Source organism: Streptomyces sp. NPDC058195 (genome assembly GCF_042883525.1).
GTDB lineage: Bacteria > Actinomycetota > Actinomycetes > Streptomycetales > Streptomycetaceae > Streptomyces.
Map to the genome: position 1 here is coordinate 229,364 of NZ_JBHVVM010000004.1, position 24,696 is coordinate 254,059.

The window sequence follows — 24,696 nt, forward strand, 5'->3', positions numbered from 1 at the left end:
TACGGACGATGGGACTGCCCGATGTGCCCCGCGGTTGACCGCGGTGGTTCCGGTTGTTCCAGGAGCCCCGCCTGTGTCCCGTCCGGGGCATTTTTCTTGCACTGGTGCGGTTGGTTTTAGGAAAACAGACGTTACGTGGCTGTCCGCCAGGCGGCCGCGTGGTGCTACCGAGGAGGATCCATCAGCGCCGAGCCCCGCATCAACGACCGGATTCGCGTTCCCGAGGTGCGACTTGTCGGTCCCAGCGGCGAGCAGGTCGGGATTGTTCCGCTTGCCAAGGCCCTGGAACTCGCACAGGAGTACGACCTCGACCTGGTCGAGGTGGCGGCGACCGCCCGTCCGCCCGTGTGCAAGCTCATGGACTACGGGAAGTTCAAGTACGAGTCGGCCATGAAGGCCCGTGAGGCGCGCAAGAACCAGGCGCACACGGTCATCAAGGAGATGAAGCTCCGGCCGAAGATCGACCCGCACGACTATGACACCAAGAAGGGTCACGTCGTCCGGTTCCTCAAGCAGGGCGACAAGGTCAAGATCACGATCATGTTCCGTGGTCGTGAGCAGTCCCGCCCCGAGCTGGGCTTCCGTCTGCTCCAGCGTCTGGCTTCGGACGTGGAGGAACTCGGCTTCATCGAGTCCAACCCGAAGCAGGACGGCCGGAACATGATCATGGTTCTGGGCCCGCACAAGAAGAAGACCGAAGCCATGGCCGAGGCCCGCGAGGCCCAGGCCGCCCGCAAGGCGGAGCGTCAGGGTTCCACCCCCGACGCCGAGGCTCCTGCCGAGGCTCCGGCCGAGACACCTTCCGAGGCGTGACCTCAGGGGCCGCCATCCAGGCGGCCCCGGGTTTCCCCGGGAGTCCCATCAAGATCTGACGCCCCTGCCGTCCGGTGCCCACACCGCGAGGGGCGCCACTGACGAGGAGAGAACGGCGCGATGCCGAAGAACAAGACGCACAGCGGTGCCAGCAAGCGCTTCAAGATCACCGGCTCCGGCAAGGTGCTCCGCGAGCGCGCGGGCAAGCGCCACCTTCTTGAGCACAAGTCGTCCAAGAAGACCCGCTCGCTGACCGGCACGGTCGTAGCGGCTCCGGCCGACGCCAAGAAGGTCAAGAAGCTTCTCGGCAAGTGAGTCCGCGGCCCGCGGTGAATCCGCGGGCGGCGCATTCGACCCAGACCGGGACCGATTCGTTTCCGGGCCGTGTGAGTCCAACCACGGCCCCGCTACAAGGAGTTAACAAGTGGCACGCGTCAAGCGGGCAGTAAACGCTCACAAGAAGCGCCGGGCGATCCTCGAGCAGGCCAGCGGTTACCGGGGTCAGCGTTCCCGCCTGTACCGCAAGGCGAAGGAGCAGGTCACCCACTCCCTCGTCTACAACTACAACGACCGCAAGAAGCGCAAGGGCGACTTCCGTCAGCTGTGGATCCAGCGCATCAACGCCGCTGCCCGCCAGAACGGCATGACGTACAACCGCCTCATCCAGGGTCTGAAGGCCGCCAACATCGAGGTGGACCGCAAGATCCTGGCCGAGCTCGCGGTCAACGACAGCAACGCGTTCGCCGCTCTCGTCGAGGTTGCCCAGAAGGCCCTCCCGAGCGACGTCAACGCCCCGAAGGCCGCCTGATCCAGGTAGCACTCCAGCCTTCCGAGCCGGACCCGCAGGCGCTCGCCGTCTGCGGGTCCGGTGCGTTGCACGACCCGTTCCGCACGTCCGCCACCTCCGTACGCAGAGAGGCCCGCCGCCGACCATGGGCACCCCCGAACTGATCTCCCCGCGATCGCCGCGCGTCATCGCCGCCCGGCGGCTGGCCAAGCGCAATTTCCGCGGCAAGGAGCGCCGGTTCATCGCCGAGGGGCCGCAGGCCGTGCGCGAGGCCGCCGGGCACCGGGGCAGCGACGGCGCGCCCACCCTGACCGAGCTGTTCGCCACGGTCGAGGCGGCCGAACGGTATGCCGACATCGTCGCCGCCGCCCACGCGGCCGGAGCCCGGGTGCACCTCGCCGACAGCGCCGTGCTGGCCGATGTCTCGCAGACCGTCACCCCGCAGGGCCTGATCGGCGTCTGCCGCTTCCTGGACTCCCCGTTCGAGGCGATCCTCGCCGCGCGGCCGAAGCTCGTCGCCGTGCTCGCCCACGTACGCGACCCCGGCAACGCCGGTACGGTGCTGCGCTGCGCCGACGCGGCGGGCGCCGACGCCGTGGTGCTCACCGACGCCTCGGTGGACCTCTACAACCCCAAGTCCGTCCGGGCCTCGGTCGGTTCGCTCTTCCACCTGCCGGTAGCCGTCGGCGTGCCGGTCGAGCAGGCCGTGAGCGGACTGCGGGAGGCGGGCGTGCGCATCCTCGCCGCCGACGGGGCGGGCGCGGACGACCTCGACGACGAGCTCGACGCCGGGACCATGGGCGGCCCGACCGCCTGGGTCTTCGGCAACGAGGCCTGGGGCCTGCCGGAGGAGACCCGGGCGCTGGCCGACGCCGTCGTCCGGGTGCCCATCCACGGCAGGGCGGAGAGCCTCAACCTCGCCACGGCGGCGGCCGTCTGCCTGTACGCCTCCGCCCGTGCCCAGCGCCGGGGCTGACCGCGGCCCTGCGCCACCGCAGGGTGTCGCTCCGTCACCGACGACTAGTAGGGTGGCGGACTCGGGGGCCCACTGCACTGGTTCGAGAGGTGGGGTACGGGATATGGCTGTCGGCATGAGCAGGCCGCGCGGGACACACGCGGCCGTCGTGCACGCCTGCGAACCCCCCGCTGCGGCCGGTGAACCGGACGGGATCGTGAAGCTCGGAGCCGCCGACGTGAGTGTCGACCCCGACGACCTGCCCGACGGCCTGGTCATCGCCGACGAGACCGGCCAGGTCATCTGCTTCAACGCCGCCGCCGCCCGGATCACCGCGGTACCGCAGGCCGCCGCCCTCGGCCACGGCCTGGAGCACGTGCTGCCCCTGGAGGATCTCAAGGGCCGCCGCTGGTGGCCCCTGACCGACCCGTACGGCGGCCTCGCCACCCGGGGCGGCCAGCCCGAGCGCAACCTGCTGCTGCCCGGCGGCCGGGAGGTCCTGGTCTCGGCCCGCTACGTGCGCGAGCACCCGACCGGGCCGGTGCGCCGGGTGGTGGTCTCCCTGCGCGGCACCGAGGCGCGCCGCCGCAACGAGCGCAGCCACGCCGAGCTGATCGCGACGGTCGCCCACGAGCTGCGCTCCCCGCTGACCTCCGTCAAGGGCTTCACCGCGACCCTCCTCGCCAAGTGGGAGCGGTTCACCGACGACCAGAAGCGCCTGATGCTGGAGACGGTCGACGCCGACGCGGGCCGCGTCACCCGGCTCATCGCCGAGCTGCTCGACATCTCCCGGATCGACTCGGGCCGCCTGGAGCTGCGCCGCCAGCCCGTCGACCTCTCCGCCGCCGTCGAGCGCCACATCCAGGCGCTCACGGCGGGAGGTCTGACCCCTGACCGCTTCCTGGTCCGCACCCGCCAGCCGCTGCCCGCGGTCTGGGCCGACCCGGACAAGGTCGACCAGGTGCTGGGCAACCTCCTGGAAAACGCGGTGCGGCACGGCGAGGGAACCGTCACCATTGAGGTCGCGCCCGCACCCGCGAAGAGCGACGAGAAGGGAACGGCCGTCACCGTGAGCGACGAAGGCCCCGGCATTCCCGAGGAGTCGATGGGCCGTGTCTTCACCCGCTTCTGGCGGGGGAGCAAGCGCGGCGGCACGGGCCTGGGCCTCTACATCGTCAAGGGCATCGTCGAGGCGCACGGCGGCACGATCACGGTCGGCCGCGGCCCCGGCGGCGGTGCGGAGTTCCGATTTATCCTGCCCGTGAGCGCGCCGGCCTACCTGGTCTGAGCGGCCCACGGGCCTCCCACTCATCCTGTGGCCCTTAGACTCGACCTTTGGCACCTTTGCGTCCTCCAGTCGTCGATCGGGGCCATGGGGGTCCGGGCCATCCCCCGGTAAGCGCAGTATCAGCCAATCGGAAGCACGGGAAGAGATGTCGGCACCGAACAAGTCGTACGACCCAGTCGAGGTCGAGACACTGAAACCGGAAGAGATCGAGCGCATGCGGGACGAGGCGCTCGCCGCCTTCGCCGCCGCCGGTGACCTCGACGCGCTCGCCCAGGCGAAGACCGCGCACACGTCGGGTACGTCGCCGCTGTCGCTCGCCAACCGCGAGATCGGCGCACTGCCGCCGCAGGCCAAGGCCGAGGCCGGAAAGCGCGTGGGCCAGGCCCGCGCCGCCGTCGGCCGCGCGCTCGCCGCCCGCCAGGCGGAGCTGGAGGCCGAGCGGGACGCCCGCGTGCTGGTCGAGGAGGCCGTGGACGTCACCCTGCCGTACGACCGCACCCCGGCCGGGGCCCGGCACCCGCTGACGACGTTCATGGAGCGCGTCTCGGACGTCTTCGTGGCCATGGGCTACGAGATCGCCGAGGGCCCCGAGGTCGAGGCGGAGTGGTTCAACTTCGACGCCCTGAACTTCGTGCCCGACCACCCGGCCCGGCAGATGCAGGACACCTTCTTCGTCCAGGGCGCCGACGGCGCGAAGACCGACGAGTCCGGTGTCGTGCTGCGCACCCACACCTCGCCGGTCCAGGCCCGCACCCTGCTCGACCGCGAGCCCCCGGTCTACGTGGTCTGCCCCGGCCGGGTCTACCGCACCGACGAGCTCGACGCGACACACACCCCGGTCTTCCACCAGATCGAGCTGCTCGCCGTCGATGAGGGCCTCACCATGGCCGACCTCAAGGGCACCCTCGACCACATGGTCCAGGCGCTCTTCGGACCGGACATGAAGACCCGGCTGCGGCCGAACTTCTTCCCGTTCACCGAGCCGTCCGCCGAGATGGACATGGTCTGCTACGTCTGCCGCGGCGCGTCCGTCGGCAACCCGGACCGCCCCTGCCGCACCTGCGGCAGCGAGGGCTGGATCGAGCTCGGCGGCTGCGGCATGGTCAACCCGAAGGTGCTCACCGCCTGCGGCGTCGACCCCAAGAAGTACAGCGGATTCGCCTTCGGGTTCGGCATCGAACGGATGCTGATGTTCCGCCACAACGTAGAAGACATGCGAGACATGGTCGAGGGTGACGTCCGGTTCACCCGGCCGTTCGGGATGGAGATCTGATGCGCGTCCCGCTTTCCTGGCTGCGGGAATACGTCGACCTGCCGGAGACGGAGACCGGCCGTGACGTACAGGCCAAGCTCGTCGGCGTGGGCCTGGAGGTCGAGACCGTCGAGCAGCTCGGCGCCGGTCTCAAGGGCCCGCTGGTCGTCGGACAGGTACTGACCATCGAGGAGCTGGAGGGCTTCAAGAAGCCGATCCGCTTCTGCACGGTCGACGTCGGCGACGCCAACGGCACCGGCGAGCCGCAGGAGATCGTCTGCGGCGCCCGCAACTTCGCCGTCGGCGACAAGGTCGTCGTGGTCCTCCCGGGCGCCGTGCTGCCCGGCGACTTCGCGATCGCCGCGCGCAAGACGTACGGCAAGACCTCCCACGGCATGATCTGCTCGACCGACGAGCTCGGCATGGGCGACGACGGCACGCACGGCATCATCGTGCTGCCGCCGGAGCACGAGGCCGGCACCGACGCGATCGAGCTGCTCCAGCTCGTCGACGAGGTCCTCGACATCGCCGTCACGCCCGACCGCGGCTACTGCCTGTCGATGCGCGGCGTCGCCCGCGAGGCCGCCATCGCGTACGGGCTGCCGCTGCGCGACCCGGCGCTCCTGGACGTGCCCGCGCCGAACGCGTACGGCTACCCGGTCAAGATCGCCGATCCGATCGGCTGCGACCGCTTCACCGCGCGCACCGTCGTCGGCCTCCAGCCCGAGGCCCGCTCCCCGATCTGGCTGCGGCGCCGCCTGCAGAAGGCCGGGATGCGGCCGATCTCGCTCGCCGTGGATGTCACGAACTACGTGATGCTGGAGCTCGGCCAGCCCCTGCACGCCTACGACCGCACCCGCGTCGACGGGCCGATCGGGGTGCGCCGCGCCCAGCAGGGCGAGAAGCTCACCACCCTCGACGGCACGGTCCGCGTGCTGGACGCCGAGGACCTGGTCATCACCGACAACCGCGGGCCGATCGGCCTCGCGGGCGTCATGGGCGGTGCCCACACGGAGATCGCGGACGCCCAGGAGGGCGAGCACCGCACCACCGAGGTCGTCATCGAGGCCGCGCACTTCGACGCGATCTCGATCGCCCGGACCGCACGCCGCCACAAGCTCTCCTCCGAGGCGTCCAAGCGGTTCGAGCGCGGCGCCGACCCGCAGGCCGCCGCGGCCGCCGCGCAGCGCACCGTCGACCTGCTGGTGCTGCTCGCCGGTGGCACCGCCGAGGCCGGGGTCACCGAGATCAGCGCGCCGTCCGCGCCGCGCACCATCGCGATGCCCGCGGACCACCCCGACCGGGTGGCCGGTGTCACCTACGGCCGCGAGACCGTCGTACGCCGTCTCCAGCAGGTCGGCTGTGACGTGTACGGGCAGGACGAGCTGATCGTCACCGCGCCGTCCTGGCGCCCCGACCTCGGCGAGCCGAACGACCTCGCCGAGGAGGTCATCCGGCTGGAGGGCTACGAGAACCTCCCGTCCACCCTCCCCACCCCGCCGTCCGGCCGGGGGCTCACCGACCGCCAGCGGCTGCACCGCCGCATCGGCCGGGCGCTCGCCGGGGCCGGGTACGTGGAGGCGCTGAACTACCCGTTCATCGGCGACGCCGTCCTCGACCAGCTCGGGCTCGACACCGAGGACGACCGCCGCCGTACCGTCCGGCTCGTCAACCCGCTCTCCGACGAGGAGCCGGCGCTGCGCACCACGCTGCTGCCCGGTCTCCTCGGCGCGCTGCGGCGCAACGACGGCCGCGGCAGCCACGACCTGGCGCTCTTCGAGACCGGTCTGGTCTTCCGGCCGACCGGCGGCGAGACCAAGGCCGTCCGGCTGCCCGTCGACCACCGTCCCGCCGAGGAGCAGATCGCCGCGCTCGACGCCGCGCTGCCGCGTCAGCCGCGCCGGGCCGCGGTCGTCCTCGCGGGCGCCCGCGAGCAGGCCGGCTGGTGGGGAGAAGGCCGCCCGGCGGGCTGGGCGGACGCCGTCGAGGCCGCCCGTACCATCGCCCGCGAGGCCGGTGTCGAGGTGACCGTCCGCAGCGACCGCCACGCCCCGTGGCACCCGGGCCGCTGCGCCGCGCTGTACGTCACGGTCGACGGCGAGGAGACCCTCTTCGGCCACGCCGGTGAGCTGCACCCGCGGGTCGTCAAGGACCTCCACCTCCCCGAGCGCAGCTGCGCCATGGAGGTCGAGCTCGACGTGCTGGAGCAGGCCGCCGACGGCGCGCTCCGGGCGCCGCGGATCTCCACCTTCCCGGTGGCGACCCAGGACGTCGCGCTGGTCGTCGCGGAGAACGTCCCGGCCGCCGACGTGGAGCGGGCACTGCGCGAGGGCGCGGGCGAACTGCTCGAAGCGGTGCGTCTGTTCGACGTCTTCACCGGTGAGCAGATCGGCGAGGGCCGCAAGTCCCTGGCGTACGCGCTGCGTTTCCGCGCGGCGGACCGCACGCTGACCGTCGACGAGGCGAGTGCCGCGCGCGACGCGGCGGTGGCCCTCGCCACCGAGCGGACGGGCGCGGTGCTGCGCGGCGCGTAGCCTCCGCACCGTACACGGCAAGGAGGGGCGCACCCGGCTATCGGGTGCGCCCCTCCCGCGTGCTCGCCGGGCGGTGGGGACCGCGTCCGGGCCGGGGCCCGGCCACCCTCCGATCGATGGGCAGTGGGTCGTGCGGTCCGGCACCGTCCGTGCTGCCGCGGAGTGTCGGGCAGGTCGGCAGGACGGACGGTGCGGGAGCGGGTCGCCGTGCTGTACGAGGGGGAGCAGACGACCCGGCCGCCTCCTGCGAGGCGACTGATTCAACCGATCTTCGAGCCGGTGCGACAGGGTGCGCGGGGGGACGGTTCGGGCATTACGTTCACACCCCGTGTGAATCGTGCTCCACTGGTGCGACACGCCTCGGCGTGCCGAACCACCAAAGGGGCACACATGGGGGCAACGGAGCCCAACGTTCTGCTGGCTGCCCTGATCGAGGAGGCGGGGGTCTCCCGGGCCGGGCTGGCCGCGCACATCAACCGGGCGGGGCGGTCCCGCGGTCTGCTCCTGCGGTACGAACACACCGCGGTGGCCCGCTGGCTGAAGGGGCAGCGCCCGCGCGGCCAGGTGCCCGACCTGATCTGTGAGGTGCTCGGCAACCGGCTGAGAAGGACGGTCGCGCTCGACGACATCGGCATGGCGGCGCCGGGCCCCGGCGCGGTCGTGCCCGCCTCCTCGCTCAACGGCTTCGTCGAGCGGGCCACCGCGCTGTGGCGGGCCGACGACACGCAGCGCCCGTACGGCCCCGGACCGGCCGCCGTCACCGGCACGGCGGCGGTGATGCCGGTCTGGGAGTGGGAGAACCCTCCGGAGGACCTCGATGTGTCCCGCGGCGGCCCGGCCCGGGTCTCCATGGCCGACATAACGACCTTGCGCGCGGCCCGCGCCCACTACGAACTGATGTACCGCCGGGCGGGCGGGATCGCGACCCGCTCCCGGATCGTCGGCTTCCTCAACGCCGGGACCGCCCCGCTGCTGCGCGGCGGCTACAGCGACGCGATGGGCCGGCGGCTTCACCGCGCGGCGGGAGGTCTGGTCGCGGTCGCCGGGATCTGCGCCTACGACTCCGACGCGCACGGCCCGGCCCAGCGTTACTTCCACCAGGCGCTGCGGCTGGCCAAGGCGAGCGGTGACCGGGGGTTCGGCGGCTATGTCATCGCCCTGCTGGTCAACCAGTCGCTGCTGCTCGCCGACTACCGGCAGTCCGTGGCCTTCGCCCAGGCGGCGCTGCGGGCCGCCAAGGGACACATCAGTCCCGCGCTCGCCGCCGACCTGTACGCGATGCAGGCCAAGGCGTACGCCGGTCTCGGTGACGTGGGCGGCGCGCGGGAGTGCATCCGGCGCGCCGAGGCGGAGGCCGCGCGGATCACCCCGGGCCTGGAGCCGGACGAGACCGGGTACGTCCAGCCGGGGCTTGTCGACGTGCAGGTGGCCGAGGCGCTGCTGGGCATCGGAGACCTGCCGGGCGCCAGGGAGCACGCCGCCAACGCGGTACGCGTCCCGGCGCACGAGCGGGGCAGGGTGCACCGGCTGGCCATGCTCACCCATGTCGAGCTGCGCCAGGGCGAGGCGGACCGGGCGGCGGCCACGGCGGTGGAGATGGCGGAGCGGGCCCGGGGCATGGAGTCGCGGCGGCTGCGCGACCGGCTGTGCGCCGTGCGCGAGGAGCTGATCGCGAGTGGCTGCGCCGACGCGGGCCGGGCCGCCGAACTCATCGACGGAGCGCTCCTCGTGCCGCTGTGAGCCGCCCCGGGCCAGGACCGGTGCGTTCCGTTCCGGTGCGGCTCCTGCTGCGATGTTGCCACCTACGTGTCGGAAGGCGGCAGAAACGTGCAGTGGGCGAATCTGAACGAACAGACTGTGTATGAGAACCGTTGGTTCCGGGTCAACCTCGCGGATGTGGCCCTCCCCGGTGGCCGTCATCTCGACCACTACCTCATCCGGCTGCGCCCCGTCGCGGCGGCCACCGTCGTCAACGCGGCCGAGGAGGTGCTGCTCCTCTGGCGCCACCGGTTCATCACGGACAGCTGGGGCTGGGAGCTGGCCGCCGGAGTCGTCGAGGACGGCGAGGACCTCGCCTTTGCCGCCGCCCGGGAGATGGAGGAGGAGACCGGCTGGCGCCCCGGCCCGCTGCGCCCGCTGCTCACCGTGGAGCCGTCCAACGGGCTGACCGACGCCCGGCACCACCTCTACTGGTCCGAGGAGGCGGTGTGGACCGGTGAGCCCCGCGACGCCTTCGAGTCCTCGCGTCGTGAGTGGATAGCGCTCAAGCGGGTGCCCGAGCTGATCGCCCGGGGCGAGGTCCCGGCCGCGGGCATGGCCGCAGGGCTGATGATGCTCCATCACTTACGGCTGGGGTGAGCGTCCGCAGGACGGCCGGCGAGAACATCCGCTCACGCGCGGGGGCCGGTCCGGGGATCGCCCGGACCGGCCCCCGCGAGAGGCGACGCCGATGGGAATCAGGCGTACGGGTAGAAGCCCGAGCCGGTCTTGCGGCCGAGCCTGCCCGCGTCCACCATGCGCTGGAGCAGCGGCGGAGCGGCGTACAGCGGCTCCTTGAACTCCGCGTACATCGAGTCGGCGACCGAGGCGACCGTGTCGAGCCCGATCAGGTCGGCGAGCTTGAGCGGGCCCATGGGGTGGGCGCAGCCGAGCTCCATGCCGTTGTCGATGTCCTCACGGCTGGCGATCCCCGACTCGAACATCCGGATCGCGGAGAGCAGGTACGGGATCAGCAGGGCGTTGACCACGAAACCCGAGCGGTCCTGGGCGCGGATCGGGTGCTTGCCCAGCACGTCCCGGACCAGGGCCTCGGCGCGCCGCACCGTCTCGTCGGACGTGGTCAGCGCGGGGATCAGCTCGACGAGCTTCTGCACCGGGGCCGGGTTGAAGAAGTGGATGCCGATGACCTGGTCGGGGCGGGAGGTCGCCACGGCCAGCTTCACCAGCGGGATGGAGGAGGTGTTCGAGGCGAGGATCGCGTCCTGCCGGGTCACGACCTGGTCGAGCACCTGGAAGATCTCGGTCTTGACCTGCTCGTTCTCCACCACGGCCTCAATGACGAGATCGCGGTCGGCGAACTCACCCAGGTCGGTGGTGAAGGCCAGCCGGGCCAGCGCGTCGTCGCGCTCCTCGGCCGTGATCTTGCCGCGTTCGGCGGCCTTCGACAGGGAGTTGTGCAGCCGGGTGCGGCCGATCTCCAACGCCTCGCCGGTGGTCTCGGCCACCAGGACATCGAGACCGCTGCGGGCGCACACCTCGGCGATGCCCGCGCCCATCTGGCCACAACCCACTACTCCGACCCGCGCAATGTCGGCCATAGAGTCCGTCACCTCGTGCCTTTCGCTGTTCCGGGGCCGCGGGTTCCCGTCCGATTCCGGTGCCCGGCCCGACCCCACGACGTTACTCGCGTCCTGCGGGTCATCGCGGGCCGGGGCGGGCATGCTCTGCGTTACGCCTGGTTACTGGGGCGACGGATGTTGACGACGAGCACAGAGAGACGGCAGGTGCAGCGAAATGCGGCAAATGGCCCGAAGAGGCTTTGTGACGGGTGCGGCAGGCGTGGTTGCGGGGGTCATGGGAACAGCCGTCGCGGCGGGTGACGCGGCCGCGGTCCCAGTCCGGCGGGACGAGGCTTCGGGGGCGGGCGTGTCGTCGCCGGGGAGGCGCCGTGATGTCGCGCGGCGCGAACTGCGCGGCATGTGGGTGGCCAGCGTCGTCAATCTCGACTGGCCCTCGAAGCCGGGACTGCCGGCTGCGGCGCAGAAGGCCGAGCTGATCGCGTACCTCGACAAGGCGGTGGAGCTGCGGCTGAACACGGTCGTCCTCCAGGTCCGGCCGACCGCCGACGCGCTGTGGCCCTCGCCTTACGAGCCATGGGCCCAGTACCTCACCGGCGTCCAGGGCAAGGACCCCGGCTGGGATCCGCTGGGCACCGCGGTCAGCGAGGCGCACCGCCGTGGACTGGAGCTGCACGCCTGGTTCAACCCGTACCGGGTCGCCAACCACACCGACCCGTCCCGGCTGGCCGCCACCCACCCGGCCAGGCTCCACCCCGACTGGGTCCTGCCGTACGGCGGCAAGCTCTACTACAACCCCGGGATCCCCGAGGTCCGCCGCTTCGTCCAGGACGCGATGCTCGACGCGGTCCGCCGCTACGACATCGACGCCGTGCACTGGGACGACTACTTCTACCCGTACCCGGTCGCGGGCCAGGTCTTCGACGACGACGCCACGTACGCCACGTACGGCGCGGGCTTTCCGGACAAGGCGTCCTGGCGGCGCGACAACACCGACACACTGGTGCGCGAGACGGCCGAGCGGATCAAGGCCATCCGGAAGAACGTCCAGTTCGGCATCAGTCCGTTCGGGGTATGGCGCAACGCCGCGACCGACCCGCTCGGCTCCGACACCAAGGCGGGGGTGCAGACGTACGACGACCTGCACGCCGACACCCGCGGCTGGGTCAAGAAGGGCTGGATCGACTACATCTGCCCGCAGATCTACTGGAACATCGGCTTCGCCGCCGCCGACTACGCCAAACTGCTGGCCTGGTGGAGCGAGGCCGTCCGGGGCACGGGCGTCGACCTGTTCGTGGGGGAGGCGCTCTACAAGGCCGGTGACCCGGCCCAGCCCGCCGCCTGGCAGGACCCGGCCGAACTCTCCCGCCACCTCGACCTGGCCGCCGACCACGACCAGGTCCGCGGTCACGTCTACTTCTCCGGGAAGGACGTGGTCACCGACCGGATCGGGGCGATGGCGCGGGTGGTGGGCGACCACTACCCGGGCCGGGTGCTTCCGCCCCGCTGACGGGTGTCGCGGGCGGACCGGCCGGAGAACCGGCCGACCTGCCCGCGCCCCCCGGAACATGCCCTACGCGGCCGGCGGCCGCTTCCGTGCGCCGCTGTGCTCCACGACGCTGTCGGGTCCGGGCGAAATCAGATGTTCGTGTCCGTCGTCGGAGCGGACGCGGTACGGGGGAGTGCCCCCGGCACCGAGTACTTCGACGATCTCTGCGACCTTGTCGTGCTGGCCCACGGTCCGGCCGTGGGTGACCAGGCGGTCGCCGGTGCGTGCCTCCATCGGGACTGACCTCCTCCAGGGTGGCGGTCCATGTCGACAAGTCTATGTCCCGGCCCGGACTTCGCCCGGCGAACGGCTTCGCGGTCAGCGCGAGCGCCCCGCCCGCTGGGTGGCGGCGATACAGACGAGCACCGCGAGCGCCGCCACCGGAGCCGCCACCGGGACCTCCTCGTCCAGCAGGAAGAACGACCACCCCAGGGTCAGCAGGGGCTGTGCGAGCTGGAGCTGGGAGGCCCTGGGCACCCCGATCTCCGCCATCCCGCGGTACCAGACGTAGAGGCCGAGGACGGTCGAGGCGGCGGCCACCCACACCAGTCCGATCACCCCGTGCGCGGTCAGCCGCATCGGTTCGGCCGGCACCGCGACCGCCGCTCCCGCCAGCGCGAGCGGCAGGCAGAGCACCAGGGCCCAGCTCACCACCTGCCAGCCCGGCATCACCCGGGCCAGCCTGCCCCCTTCCGCGTACCCGGCCGCGCACACCAGCAGCGCGCCGAAGAGGTACGGATCGCCGCCGGACAGCTCGCCCCCGCTCTGCCACACGGTGAACGCGATCACCACGCCCGCGCCCGCCAGTGCCGCGATCCAGAAGGCGCGGGGCGGGCGCGCCCCGGTCCGCAGCGAGGAGAACACCGCCGTGGTCAGCGGCAGGAGTCCCACGACCACGGCCGCGTGCGAGGTCGTGGAGGTCTCCAGCGCCAGCGTGGTCAGCAGCGGGAAGCCGACCACGACCCCCGCGGCGACCACGACGAGCGCGGCCCGGTGCCGGCGCTCCGGCAGCGGGGCCCGGCCCAGCAGCAGGGCCCCGCCCGCGATCAGGGCGGCGAGCAGGGTGCGCAGCGACACCAGCGACCAGGGGCCGAAGCTCTCCAGGCCCCAGGCGGTGGAGGGGAAGGTCAGCGAGAAGGCGAGGACTCCGAGCCCGGCGAGGGCGGTTCCGCTCCGGCGCGGCGCGCGCCCGGAGGCGGTGGGGGCCGCGGGGGAGGACGTGGCTCCGGTGGCGGGTGGTGCGGTGACCGCTATCGTGTCGCAGGGGATAGCGCTATTGTCATCTCTCATGCACGAGCGTACCAGCGTCGCTGAACTGGCCGAATGTATCCGCGGTGAGCTCAACCGCTATCCACCTGGTGGAAAGCTGCCGTCGAGCCGGGAGCTCGTGGAGCGCTTCCGGGCCAGCCCCGTCACCGTGTCCCGGGCCGTCGCCCAGCTCGTCGCCGAGGGCCTGGTGGTCACCCGGCCCGGCTCCGGCGCCTTCCGGGCCGAGCTCCGCGCCGGGACACCCCCGGGCGACACCTCCTGGCAGGAGGTCTCCCTCTGCGGCGACGGAGGCCCCGAGGCGGTGCCGCGCACCGTCGACGCCTCCGGTGTGCTCGTCACCCTCGCCGCCCCGCCGCCCGGGGTCATCGAGCTGAACGGCGGCTACCTCCACGCCTCCCTCCGGCCGGAGCGGGCGCTGGCCGCCGCCCTCGCCCGCGCGGGCCGCCGCCCCGGCGCCTGGGGGCGCCCGCCCACCGACGGCCTGACCGAGCTGCGGTCCTGGTTCGCCCGGGACATCGGGCCCGCGCTCACCGCCGCCGAGGTGCTGATCACGGCGGGTGGCCAGAGCGCCCTGGCCACCGCGTTGCGCGCCCTCGCCCCGCCCGGTGCCCCGGTGCTGGTCGAGTCACCCACGTACCCGGGCATGCTGGCGGTCGCCCGCGCGGCCGGGCTGCGGCCGGTTCCGGTGCCCGTCGACGCCGACGGCGTACGGACGGACCTGCTCGACGCCGCGTTCCGGGCCACCGGCGCCCGCGTCTTCGTCTGCCAGCCGCTCTTCCAGAACCCGACCGGCGCGGTCCTGGCCCCGAAGCGGCGCGCCGAGGTCGTCCGGATCGCCCGCGGCGCGGGTGCCTTCGTGGTCGAGGACGACTTCGCGCGCCGCCTGGTCCACGACGACGCCGGGCCACTGCCCGCGCCGCTGGCCGCCGACGACCCGGACGGGGTGGTCGTCCACGTCCGCTCCCTCACCAAGATCGCCTCGCCGAGCCTGCGGGTGGCCGCGCTCGCCGCCCGGGGGCCGGTGATGGAGCGGCTGCGGGCCATCCAGGTCGTCGACAGCTTCTTCGTGCCCCGCCCGCTCCAGGAAGCGGCGCTCGAACTCGTCGGCGCCCCGGCCTGGGGCCATCACCTGCGGGCCGTGTCGGCCGCGCTGCGGGAGCGTCGCACCGCCCTGACGGCGGCCCTGGGCAGGGAGCTGCCCGCGCTCGGACTGCCGCACATCCCGGCCGGGGGCGGCAGCCTCTGGCTGCGGCTGCCCGGAGCGGAAGCCGGTGCGGACGAGTCCGCCGTCGTCTCGGCGGCCCTGCGCGCGGGCGTCGCGATCGCGCCCGGCCGCCCGTACTTCTGCGCCGAACCCCCGGCCCCGCACATCCGGCTGAGCTTCGCCGCGGTCGCCGGGGCGGCCGGGATCACCGAGGGGGTACGGCGGCTGCGCACCGCCTGCGAGGAGGTGATGCCCGGTTCTGGCGCCGGCGGTCCGCGGCCCTGATCGAGAACGTCCCCGCGTCCCGTGGGAAGAGGGGAATCAGGCCAATCGGTCCCGCGGAAGGGTGCACGGGCCCCGGTGCGGCCCGGTGCGGACGGACGTGTGAGACCCCTTGACCGACAGGGTGTTCGGATCCACGATCGCCGCCATGACTTCCAGAGTCTCGTTGGTCGCCGCGGCCCGCAGCTCCGGCCTGCTCGCCGAGCGTTTCGACGACGACCGGCCGCTCGACCCCACCGGTCTGTACGAGATACGGCTCGCCGCGCCCGCCCTCGCCTCCCTGGGCGCCGCCGAACTGCGCTACTGCTCACCGACCCCGCGCAGCCGCGCGACCGGCGACGCGCTCGGCTTCGCCCCGCTCGTCCAGCCCGCCCTGCGCGACTGCGACATGGGCCGGTGGCGGGGCTGCACCCTCGCCGACGTCGCGGCGTGCGAACCGGCGGCGGTCGACGCCTGGCTCGCGGACCCGCGCGCCGCCCCGCACGGCGGCGAACCGCTGCTCGCGTTCATCACCCGGGTCGGGGGCTGGCTGGACACCCGCCCGGTGTGCGACGGCGCCATCGTGGCCGTGGCCGAACCCGCGGTCGTCCGGGCCGCTTTGGTCTACGCGCTGAAGGCCCCGCCGTCGACGTACTGGAACGTGGACGTCGGACCGCTCTCCACGGTCACGCTCACCGGCGGGCCAGGCCGCTGGAGCCTGCGGCTCGAAGCGGGGGCGCGCTGAGCGGCGCACCGGAAACGGCCTGGTCGCAGCGCGGTCGCCGTCGCTTCCGCGGCCGTGCCCGCCACGCCGCCCGGCGGACCGCCGCCTGGCCTGAATCCGCCGCGGAGGGGAACCGGCACCGGTCCCGACCGGCACCGGTCCCGACCGGGAGCGGCCGCCGTGTGACCGCCGCTGAGATCAGCCGCTCTGCTCGGTGCCGGTGAGCAGGGCGAGAGCCTCGGTGACGGCCGTCTCGAGCGCGGCCTTGTCGAGGCCGAGCCCGGTCAGTACGCCCGCGCCGTCCTCCTGCTCCAGCAGGGCGAGCAGGAGATGCTCCGTTCCGACGTAGTTGTGGCCCATCCGGAGGGCCTCCCTGACCGTCAGTTCGAGCACCTTGCGGGCCCCGGCGTCGTACGGGGCGAGTTCGGGCAGTTCGCCGCTCACGGCCGGGGGCAGTGCCTCGGTCGCGGCCCGGCGGACGGACTCCAGCGTGACGCCCCGGGCCCTGATGAGGGCGGCGGCCAGCCCTTCCGGTTCGCTGAGCAGCCCGAGCACCAGGTGCGCGGTGCCGATCTCGTCGTTGTGCGCCGTGCGGGCCTCGTTCATCGCGGCCATCACGACGTTGCGGGCCCGCGGGGTGAAGCGGCCGAACCCCTGGCTGGGGTCGAGGCCGGAGACCTCGCCGGGGTCCTTGGGCACGAACCGCTTCTGGGCCGCCTGCCGGGTCACCCCCATGCTCTTGCCGATCTCGGTCCAGGAGGCGCCCGAGCGGCGGGCCTGGTCCACGAAGTGCCCGATCAGATGGTCGGCCACGTCGCCGAGGTGGTCCGCCGCGATCACCGCGTCGGACAGCTGGTCGAGGGCGTCGGTGTGGGACTTCTTGATGGCCTCGATCAGATCGTCGAGGCGCACGGGATGGGCCGGGTGTGTGGGATTCACCATGCGTCAACCGTAGGTTGACAGCCCCCGGGTGTCAACCGTCGGTTGACACCCGGGGTGCACGGGACGGCGCGTCACGGACTCAGTGCGGCGGCTCGGCTCCGTTGCAGAAGACGCATGTGTCCCAGTACGCGGGCGCGCACAGCACCCGGTGCCGTACGCACGAGGCCATGAAGGCCTCCTCCGGCCCGGGGAAGGTGTCGTCGCGGGGGTCGGCGTCGGCGGGGTCGAACGCCTCGACCATCTCCCGGTACTGCCGCAGGAACCTCTCGGCGTAGGGCGGGTCGTAGTCCAGCTCGTTCCACCGGTGCCTGAGCAGGGCCAGGTCGAGCACCCGCAGGACGAAGTCCTTCGCCGCGGCCCGCTCGCCGGGGGAGCGGCCCCAGTCGATCTCCTCCAGGTCGAACCCGACCGTCCCGCGCCCCACCGCGCTCTGGTCCTGCGCGTTCAGCAGGGTGGCGAAGCGGTACTCCCAGACGCTCCCGGCGAGTGCGGACACGGCCAGCATGAGTACATCGACGAAGACGTCCGTACTTCCGTTGGACATCGACAGACTGTGGCCCGCGCCGCGGAATGTGTTCCCCATGGCGGCACCGTAACGAGTGGGGCGGGGCTACCGGTACGACGGAGCGCGCCGCCCGGCGTGGAGGCCGGGCGGCGCGCTCGTGTCAGTGAATGAGGGTACGGGTCAGAGGGTTCCGCTGTCCGCGATGGTGACCTTCGCGGAGGGGCGGCCGCTCCCCGAGCCGAGGGCCTCGATCTTCTTGACCAGGTCCATGCTCTCCTGGTTGTCGACCTCACCGAACACCACGTGCTTGCCGTCCAGCCACGACGTCACGATCGTCGTGATGAAGAACTGCGAGCCGTTCGAGTGGGGACCGGCGTTGGCCATGGAGAGCAGGCCGGGCTTGGAGTGCGTGAGCTTGAAGTTCTCGTCGGGGAACTTGGCGCCGTAGATGCTCTTGCCGCCCGTGCCGTCGCCGCGGGTGAAGTCGCCGCCCTGAAGCATGAAGTCGGGGATGATGCGGTGGAAGGACGACCCCTTGTAACCGAAGCCCTCCTCGCCGGTCGCCAGCTTCCGGAAGTTCTCCGCCGTCTTGGGGACGACGTCGTCGAACAGCTTGAAGGTGATCCGCCCGGCGGGCTTGTCGTCGATGGTGATGTCGAAATAAACCTTGCTCGTCATGGATCCATCCTGACATCGCGGTGTTCGAAGCCGACGGCCGGGCGGGTCTATCGCGGTCCCGCACCGTGGGCGCCTCGAAGACGCGCACCCCACGTAGCCTCTCCCTCGTGCCAGCCTCCCGCCTGTACCGCGTCGCCGTCCTCGTGCTCGAAGGCGCCAAGCCGCTCGACGTCGGAATTCCGGCGCAGGTCTTCTCGACCCGCGCGAGCATGCCCTACGAGGTCCGGGTGTGCGGGGCGGTCCCCGGGCTCGTGACCGGCGGTGACGGCCTGGCGTACGGCGTCACCCACGGCCTGGACGCGCTGGCGTGGGCCGACCTCGTCTTCGTCCCCGGCTACCGGTTCCCGGACCGCGAGGACCCGCCGCAGGCCGTCCTCGGCGCGCTGATCGCCGCCCATGCCCGGGGCGCGCGGCTCGCCGCCATCTCGACGGGCGCCTTCGCACTCGCCGCCACGGGCCTGCTCGACGGCAGGCGCGCCACGACGCACTGGCACTACACGCGGGCGCTGGCGGCCCGGCATCCGCTCGTCCGGGTCGACGAGAACGTCCTGTTCGTCGACGAGGGCAGCGTGCTGACGTCGGCGGGCGCCGCCTCGGGCATCGATCTGTGCCTGCACATCCTGCGCGGCGACCTCGGAGTGGCCGCGTCCAACCACGCGGCCCGCAGGCTCGTCGCGGCCCCGTACCGCAGCGGCGGCCAGGCGCAGTACGTACCGCGCAGCGTGCCCGAACCGCTCGGCGAGCGGTTCGCCGCCACCCGGGAATGGGCGCTCCACCGGCTCGGCCGTCCCCTCACCCTGGAGGCGCTCGCCCGGCACGCCGCGGTGTCACCGCGCACGTTCTCGCGGCGCTTCGTCGAGGACACCGGGTACACGCCGATGCAGTGGGTCATGCGGGCCCGCGTCGATCTCGCCCGCGAACTGCTGGAGCGTTCGGAGCGGAGCGTCGAGCAGATCGCCACCGACGTGGGCCTGGGCACCGGCGCCAACCTGAGGCTGCACTTCCAGCGGATCCTCGGCACCACGCCGAGCGAATACCGGCGCACCTTCACCAAGGGGGAGTAACCCGCTGCCGCGTGGCGAGATCCTTGTGAACCGTGGCAATCGTGCCGCTGTCGCGCGCGGGCGCGGCGCGCGAGATTGGGTGGCGAACCGAAGGGACACCACTCATGACTCGCATCGCCATCAACGGATTCGGCCGCATCGGACGCAACGTGCTCCGCGCCCTGCTGGAGCGCGACACCACACTCGAGGTCGTCGCCGTCAACGACCTCACGGAGCCCACCGCGCTCGCCCGGCTGCTCGCCTACGACTCGACGTCCGGTCGTCTCGGCCGTCCGGTGACCGTCGACGGGGATGTCCTTGTCGTGGACGGTCACCGCATCAAGGTGCTGGCCGAGCGCGAGCCGGCGCAGCTTCCGTGGGCCGAACTCGGGGTCGACATCGTCCTGGAGGCCACCGGCCGCTTCACCTCGGCGAAGGCCGCCCGCGCCCACCTCGACGCGGGCGCGAGGAAGGTGCTGGTCAGCGCGCCGTCGGACGGCGCCGACGTCACGCTCGCCTTCGGGGTCAACACCGAGGCCTACGACCCGGACGTGCACACGGTCGTCTCGAACGCCTCCTGCACCACCAACGCGCTGGCGCCACTGGCCGCGGTGCTCGACGGCCTCGCCGGTATCGAGCACGGTTTCATGACGACGGTGCACGCCTACACCCAGGAGCAGAACCTCCAGGACGGCCCGCACCGCGACCCCCGCCGGGCGCGCGCCGCGGGTGTCAACATCGTGCCGACGACGACCGGCGCCGCCAAGGCGATCGGCCTCGTGCTGCCGAACCTCGACGGCAAGCTGTCGGGTGACTCGATCCGCGTGCCGGTTCCGGTGGGCTCGATCGTCGAGCTCAACACGACGGTGGCCCGCGAGGTGACGCGCGACGAGGTGCTGGCCGCGTACCGCACCGCCGCCGAGGGGCCGCTCGCCGGCGTCCTGGAGTACTCGGACGACCCGCTGGTGTCGTCGGACATCACGGGCAACCCGGCGTCGTCGATCTTCGACTCGGCCCTCACCCGCGTCGAGGGCCGCCACGTCAAGGTGGTCGCCTGGTACGACAACGAGTGGGGCTTCTCCAACCGTGTGATCGACACGCTCCAGCTCCTCGCCGCGCACTGACCGGACGCCGGAGCAGAACCCCGCCCCCGTACGACTCCGCCCCATAAATCTTTGCATAAAAGTGCAGCGTTGCGTATAGTCATGCCATCGACGAGGAGGTTTCGATGGTGGTACGCGCAGCGGTGGCAGGGGCAAGCGGATACGCCGGCGGGGAACTGCTCCGCCTTCTGCTGGTTCACCCCCAGGTCGAGATCGGGGCGCTCACGGCCAACTCCAACGCGGGGCAGCGGCTCGGCGCGCTCCAGCCGCACCTGCGGCCCCTCGCCGACCGGGTGCTCCAGCCGACCACGCCCGAGGTCCTCGCCGGACACGACGTGGTCTTCCTCGCGCTCCCGCACGGCCAGTCCGCCGCCGTCGCCGAACAGCTCGGCGATGACGTCCTGATCGTGGACATGGGGGCCGACTTCCGGCTCAGGGACGCCGGTGACTGGGAGCGGTTCTACGGCTCCGCGCACGCCGGGACCTGGCCCTACGGCCTGCCCGAGCTCCCCGGTGGGCGCCCGGCGCTCTGCGGCACCAAGCGGATCGCGGTGCCCGGCTGCTACCCGACCGCCGTCTCGCTCGCCCTCTTCCCGGCGTACGCGGCCCAGCTCGCCGAGCCGGAGGCCGTGATCGTCGCCGCCTCCGGCACCTCCGGCGCGGGCAAGGCGGCCAAGCCGCACCTGCTCGGCTCCGAGGTGATGGGCAGCATGTCCCCGTACGGGGTCGGCGGCGCGCACCGGCACACCCCCGAGATGATCCAGAACCTCAGCGCCGCGGCCGGCGAGCCGGTCGGCGTCTCCTTCACGCCGACCCTGGCGCCGATGCCCCGCGGCATCCTCGCGACCTGCAGCGCGAAGGCGAAGCCCGGAGTGAGCGCCGAAGCCGTCCGCGAGGTGTACGAGAAGGCCTTCGCCGACGAACCCTTCGTGGACCTGCTCCCCGAGGGGCAGTGGCCCGCCACGGCGGCCGTTCACGGTTCCAACGCCGTACAGATCCAGGTCGCCCTCGACACGTCCGCGGGCCGGATCATCGTGATCAGCGCCATCGACAACCTCACCAAGGGCACCGCCGGCGGCGCCCTGCAGAGCATGAACATCGCCCTCGGCCTGCCCGAGGAGACCGGCCTTTCCACGATCGGCCTCGCTCCGTGAACGACGAGGGCACGGCCGCCGGCCAGCGGATGACCACGAAGACCGCGCCGCGCCGCGCGGCCGGAGAAGCGAACGAGGAGATGCAGTGAGCGTCACGGCAGCACAGGGGTTCTCCGCGGCGGGCATCGCCGCGGGAATCAAGGAGAGCGGCAACCCGGACCTGGCCCTGGTGGTCAACCACGGTCCGCGTCGCGCCGCCGCGGGCGTCTTCACCTCCAACCGCGTCAAGGCCGCTCCCGTCCTCTGGTCGGAGCAGGTCCTCAAGGGCGGCGAGGTCACCGCCGTCGTCCTCAACTCCGGCGGAGCCAACGCCTGTACGGGCCCCAAGGGCTTCCAGGACACCCACGCCACCGCCGAGAAGGCCGCCGAGGTCCTCACCGGCCACCACGCCGGTGAGATCGCGGTCGCCTCGACGGGGCTGATCGGCACGCTGCTCCCGATGGACAAGCTGCTGCCCGGCGTCGAGCAGGCCGCCGCCGCCCTGAGCGAGCACGGCGGCGAGAAGGCCGCCATCGCGATCAAGACCACCGACACCGTCCACAAGACCGCCGTCGCGGGCGGTGAGGGCTGGACCGTCGGAGGCATGGCCAAGGGCGCGGGCATGCTCGCCCCCGGCCTCGCCACCATGCTGGTCGTTCTCACCACCGACGCGGACGTCGACGCCGCCGGGCTCGACTCCGCGCTGCGTGCCGCCACCCGCACCACCTTCGACCGGATCGACTCCGACGGCTGCATGTCGACCAACGACACCGTGCTGCTGCTGGCTTCCGGCGCGAGCGGGATCACCCCGGAGCGGGCGGCGTTCGACGAGGCCGTCCGGGCGGTCTGCGCCGACCTCGCCCGGCAGCTCATCGGGGACGCCGAAGGCGCCTCCAAGGACATCCGGATCGAGGTCATCAACGCCGCGACCGAGGACGACGCCGTGGAAGTGGGCCGCTCCATCGCCCGGAACAACCTCCTCAAGTGCGCCATCCACGGCGAGGACCCCAACTGGGGCCGGGTGCTCTCCGCGATGGGCACGACGAAGGCCGCCTTCGAGCCCGACCAGCTGAACGTCGCGATCAACGGCGTGTGGGTCTGCAAGAACGGCGGCGTCGGCGAGGACCGCGATCTGGTCGACATGCGCTACCGGGAGGTCGCCATCACCGCCGACCTCGCCGCCGGGAGCGAGTCCGCCGTCATCTGGGCCAACGACCTCACCGCGGACTACGTCCACGAGAACAGCGCGTACAGCTCATGAGCGCCGCGCGGAAGCACACCGCACTCCCCAAGGCCCAGATCCTCATCGAAGCGCTGCCCTGGCTGACCCGGCACAACGGCAGGACCGTCGTCATCAAGTTCGGCGGCAACGCCATGGTCGACGAGGAGCTGAAGGCCGCGTTCGCCCAGGACGTGGTCTTCCTGCGCCAGGCCGGTCTCAAGCCCGTCGTCGTGCACGGCGGCGGACCGCAGATCAGTGCCCAGCTCGACAAGCAGGGCCTGGTCAGCGAGTTCAAGGCAGGGCTGCGCGTCACCACGCCCGAGGCGATGGACGTCGTACGGATGGTGCTGGCCGGGCAGGTCCAGCGTGAGCTCGTCGGGCTGCTCAACCAGCACGGGCCGCTCGCCGTCGGCATCACCGGCGAGGACGCCCACACGATCACCGCCACCCAGCACCGGCCGACCATCGACGGCGAGCTCGTCGACATCGGCCGGGTCGGCGAGATCACCGCCATCGACACCGGGGCGATCCGGGCGCTGCTGGACGACGGCCGCATCCCGGTCATCTCCTCGATCGCCCGCTCCGCCGACGACAACCACGTCTACAACGTCAACGCCGACACCGCGGCCGCGGCGCTCGCCGCCGCGCTGGACGCCGAGACCCTGATGGTCCTCACCGACGTCGAGGGCCTCTACGAGGACTGGCCGAACAGCGACGACGTGATCAGCCGCCTCACCGCGACCGAACTGGAAAAGCTGCTGCCGGAGCTGTCCAGCGGCATGGTGCCGAAGATGCAGGGCTGTCTGCACGCCGTGCGCAACGGCGTCGAGACCGCCCGCGTGATCGACGGCCGGGTCCAGCACTCGATCCTGCTGGAGATCTTCACGGACGAGGGAATCGGCACGATGGTCGTGCCCGACGCGCAGGGGGAGTCATGAGCAACCAGGAACTCGCGCAGCGCTGGAGCCACGCGCTCATGGACAACTACGGGACGCCGCAGCTGTCCCTGGTCCGCGGCGAGGGCGCCCGGGTGTGGGACGCCGACGGCACCGAGTACCTCGACTTCGTCGGCGGCATCGCGGTGAACGCGCTGGGCCACGCCCACCCCGCCGTCGTCGAGGCGGTCTCCGCCCAGATCGCCTCCCTCGGCCACGTCTCCAACCTCTTCGTCGCCGAACCGCCCGTCGCCCTCGCCGAACGGCTGCTCCAGCTCTTCGGCCGCGACGGCCGGGTCTACTTCTCCAACTCCGGTGCCGAGGCCAACGAGGCCGCCTTCAAGATCGGGCGGCTGACCGGGCGCACCCATATGGTCGCCACCGACGGCGGCTTCCACGGCCGGACCATGGGCGCGCTCGCGCTGACCGGCCAGCCCGGCAAGCGCGACCCGTTCCTCCCGCTGCCCGGCGACGTCACGCACGTCCCGTACGGCGACGCGGAGGCGCTGCGGGCCGCCGTCACCACCGACACCGCGCTGGTGATCATCGAGCCGATCCAGGGCGAGAACGGTGTGGTGGTACCGCCCGCCGGATACCTGGAGGCCGCCCGGGAGATCACCCGGGCCACCGGCACCCTGCTCGTCCTCGACGAGGTGCAGACCGGCATCGGCCGCTGCGGCCAGTGGTTCGAGCACCAGGCCCACCAGGGCGTCGAGCCCGATGTCGTCACCCTCGCCAAGGGGCTGGGCGGCGGGCTGCCGATCGGCGCGACCGTGGCCTTCGGCCCGGCGGCCGGGCTGCTGAAGCCGGGCCAGCACGGTACGACCTTCGGCGGCAACCCGGTGGCCTGCGCGGCCGGGCTCGCCGTCCTGGACACCCTGGCCGCCGACGGAGCCCTGGACCGGGTCAAGCGGACCGGTGAGAAGATCCGTGCCGGAGTGGAGGCCCTGGGGCACCCACTGGTCTCCCACGTACGCGGCTCCGGACTGCTGCTGGGTATCGTGCTCACCGAGCCGCTCGCGCCCCAGGCGCAACGGGCGGCCCAAGGAGCCGGAATCCTGGTCAACGCACCCGCCCCCGACGTCCTGCGGCTGATGCCGCCGCTGATCATCGGCGAGGCGGAGGCGGACGCGCTGCTCCACGCGCTGCCCGCCGTCCTCGACGCGGCACGGGCACAGGCCATGGGATAGAAGCGCACCACCA

General features: G+C 72.3%; 24 protein-coding genes. 18 read left to right on the top strand and 6 right to left on the bottom strand.

The features are described 5' to 3' along the window. The first annotated feature begins 135 nt into the window (after window positions 1-135). From infC to ACFVWY_RS07080, 9 genes are all read left to right on the top strand, one after another. Entirely contained in the window at window positions 136-813 is a 678-nt protein-coding gene (infC, locus tag ACFVWY_RS07040; protein ID WP_389868094.1) for a translation initiation factor IF-3, read from the top strand. A gap of 120 nt (window positions 814-933) precedes the next feature. Further along, window positions 934-1,128: a 50S ribosomal protein L35 gene (gene rpmI, locus ACFVWY_RS07045; RefSeq protein WP_018103793.1), complete on the top strand. Its 195-nt coding sequence runs from the start codon at window positions 934-936 to the stop codon at window positions 1,126-1,128. Between the two features lie 109 nt (window positions 1,129-1,237). Further along, window positions 1,238-1,621 carry a 50S ribosomal protein L20 gene (gene rplT / locus ACFVWY_RS07050; RefSeq protein ID WP_072484442.1) on the top strand — a complete coding sequence of 128 codons (384 nt, stop codon included), beginning with the start codon at window positions 1,238-1,240 and terminating at the stop codon, window positions 1,619-1,621. Window positions 1,622-1,745: 124 nt separating this feature from the next. Beyond that, entirely contained in the window at window positions 1,746-2,576 is an 831-nt protein-coding gene (locus ACFVWY_RS07055) for a TrmH family RNA methyltransferase (protein WP_389868096.1), read from the top strand. A 103-nt stretch (window positions 2,577-2,679) separates the two neighbouring features. Then, a complete protein-coding gene (locus tag ACFVWY_RS07060; protein ID WP_389868097.1) occupies window positions 2,680-3,843 on the top strand; it encodes an ATP-binding protein in 1,164 nt (387 codons plus the stop codon). Between the two features lie 145 nt (window positions 3,844-3,988). After that, window positions 3,989-5,116 carry a phenylalanine--tRNA ligase subunit alpha gene (gene pheS / locus ACFVWY_RS07065; RefSeq protein ID WP_389868099.1) on the top strand — a complete coding sequence of 376 codons (1,128 nt, stop codon included), beginning with the start codon at window positions 3,989-3,991 and terminating at the stop codon, window positions 5,114-5,116. Continuing rightward, window positions 5,116-7,629, top strand: a complete 2,514-nt coding sequence (gene pheT / locus ACFVWY_RS07070) for a phenylalanine--tRNA ligase subunit beta (protein WP_389868101.1) — start codon at window positions 5,116-5,118, stop codon at window positions 7,627-7,629. The genes pheS and pheT overlap by 1 nt, the downstream gene beginning before the upstream one ends. A 390-nt stretch (window positions 7,630-8,019) precedes the next feature. Beyond that, window positions 8,020-9,369, top strand: a complete 1,350-nt coding sequence (locus tag ACFVWY_RS07075; RefSeq protein ID WP_389868103.1) for a transcriptional regulator — start codon at window positions 8,020-8,022, stop codon at window positions 9,367-9,369. Between the two features lie 87 nt (window positions 9,370-9,456). Then, window positions 9,457-9,987 carry an NUDIX hydrolase gene (locus tag ACFVWY_RS07080; protein WP_389868105.1) on the top strand — a complete coding sequence of 177 codons (531 nt, stop codon included), beginning with the start codon at window positions 9,457-9,459 and terminating at the stop codon, window positions 9,985-9,987. 98 nt (window positions 9,988-10,085) lie between these two features. Here the strand turns inward: ACFVWY_RS07080 and ACFVWY_RS07085 are convergent, their stop codons facing one another. Then, window positions 10,086-10,946 (bottom strand): 3-hydroxybutyryl-CoA dehydrogenase, encoded by an 861-nt coding sequence (locus ACFVWY_RS07085; protein ID WP_389868107.1) that lies wholly within the window; start codon window positions 10,944-10,946, stop codon window positions 10,086-10,088. Between the two features lie 223 nt (window positions 10,947-11,169). On the opposite strand from ACFVWY_RS07085, the gene ACFVWY_RS07090 reads away from it, so the two are divergent. Further along, a complete protein-coding gene (locus ACFVWY_RS07090; protein ID WP_389868109.1) occupies window positions 11,170-12,435 on the top strand; it encodes a glycoside hydrolase family 10 protein in 1,266 nt (421 codons plus the stop codon). Between the two features lie 63 nt (window positions 12,436-12,498). Here the strand turns inward: ACFVWY_RS07090 and ACFVWY_RS07095 are convergent, their stop codons facing one another. Beyond that, window positions 12,499-12,708, bottom strand: a complete 210-nt coding sequence (locus tag ACFVWY_RS07095; protein ID WP_389868110.1) for a DUF1918 domain-containing protein — start codon at window positions 12,706-12,708, stop codon at window positions 12,499-12,501. 84 nt (window positions 12,709-12,792) lie between these two features. Next, window positions 12,793-13,764, bottom strand: coding sequence for a DMT family transporter (locus ACFVWY_RS07100; protein WP_389868112.1), 972 nt, complete (start codon window positions 13,762-13,764; stop codon window positions 12,793-12,795). On the opposite strand from ACFVWY_RS07100, the gene ACFVWY_RS07105 reads away from it, so the two are divergent. Further along, window positions 13,763-15,232: a PLP-dependent aminotransferase family protein gene (locus ACFVWY_RS07105; RefSeq protein ID WP_389868114.1), complete on the top strand. Its 1,470-nt coding sequence runs from the start codon at window positions 13,763-13,765 to the stop codon at window positions 15,230-15,232. The genes ACFVWY_RS07100 and ACFVWY_RS07105 overlap by 2 nt on opposite strands. A 145-nt stretch (window positions 15,233-15,377) precedes the next feature. Beyond that, window positions 15,378-15,953: a histidine phosphatase family protein gene (locus ACFVWY_RS07110; RefSeq protein WP_389868116.1), complete on the top strand. Its 576-nt coding sequence runs from the start codon at window positions 15,378-15,380 to the stop codon at window positions 15,951-15,953. A 177-nt stretch (window positions 15,954-16,130) separates the two neighbouring features. On the opposite strand, the gene ACFVWY_RS07115 is transcribed toward ACFVWY_RS07110, so the two are convergent. The 3 genes from ACFVWY_RS07115 to ACFVWY_RS07125 all read right to left on the bottom strand — a co-directional run bounded on the left by ACFVWY_RS07115 (window position 16,131) and on the right by ACFVWY_RS07125 (window position 18,057). Further along, window positions 16,131-16,874, bottom strand: a complete 744-nt coding sequence (locus ACFVWY_RS07115; RefSeq protein WP_389868118.1) for a Clp protease N-terminal domain-containing protein — start codon at window positions 16,872-16,874, stop codon at window positions 16,131-16,133. A gap of 79 nt (window positions 16,875-16,953) precedes the next feature. Further along, window positions 16,954-17,457, bottom strand: a complete 504-nt coding sequence (locus ACFVWY_RS07120; protein ID WP_389868120.1) for a hypothetical protein — start codon at window positions 17,455-17,457, stop codon at window positions 16,954-16,956. Window positions 17,458-17,559: 102 nt separating this feature from the next. After that, window positions 17,560-18,057, bottom strand: coding sequence for a peptidylprolyl isomerase (locus ACFVWY_RS07125; RefSeq protein ID WP_389868122.1), 498 nt, complete (start codon window positions 18,055-18,057; stop codon window positions 17,560-17,562). 107 nt (window positions 18,058-18,164) lie between these two features. On the opposite strand from ACFVWY_RS07125, the gene ACFVWY_RS07130 reads away from it, so the two are divergent. From ACFVWY_RS07130 to ACFVWY_RS07155, 6 genes are all read left to right on the top strand, one after another. Next, a complete protein-coding gene (locus ACFVWY_RS07130; protein ID WP_389868124.1) occupies window positions 18,165-19,121 on the top strand; it encodes a GlxA family transcriptional regulator in 957 nt (318 codons plus the stop codon). 104 nt (window positions 19,122-19,225) lie between these two features. Continuing rightward, a complete protein-coding gene (gene gap / locus ACFVWY_RS07135) occupies window positions 19,226-20,224 on the top strand; it encodes a type I glyceraldehyde-3-phosphate dehydrogenase (protein ID WP_389868126.1) in 999 nt (332 codons plus the stop codon). Window positions 20,225-20,328: 104 nt separating this feature from the next. Further along, complete coding sequence (gene argC / locus ACFVWY_RS07140) at window positions 20,329-21,357, top strand: N-acetyl-gamma-glutamyl-phosphate reductase (protein ID WP_389868128.1); 1,029 nt, start codon at window positions 20,329-20,331, stop codon at window positions 21,355-21,357. Between the two features lie 85 nt (window positions 21,358-21,442). After that, window positions 21,443-22,597 (top strand): bifunctional glutamate N-acetyltransferase/amino-acid acetyltransferase ArgJ, encoded by a 1,155-nt coding sequence (argJ, locus tag ACFVWY_RS07145; protein ID WP_389868130.1) that lies wholly within the window; start codon window positions 21,443-21,445, stop codon window positions 22,595-22,597. Beyond that, complete coding sequence (argB, locus tag ACFVWY_RS07150; protein WP_389868132.1) at window positions 22,594-23,496, top strand: acetylglutamate kinase; 903 nt, start codon at window positions 22,594-22,596, stop codon at window positions 23,494-23,496. The genes argJ and argB overlap by 4 nt, the downstream gene beginning before the upstream one ends. Then, complete coding sequence (locus tag ACFVWY_RS07155) at window positions 23,493-24,683, top strand: acetylornithine transaminase (RefSeq protein WP_389868134.1); 1,191 nt, start codon at window positions 23,493-23,495, stop codon at window positions 24,681-24,683. Before argB ends, ACFVWY_RS07155 begins: the two co-directional genes overlap by 4 nt. Window positions 24,684-24,696: the final 13 nt, after the last annotated feature.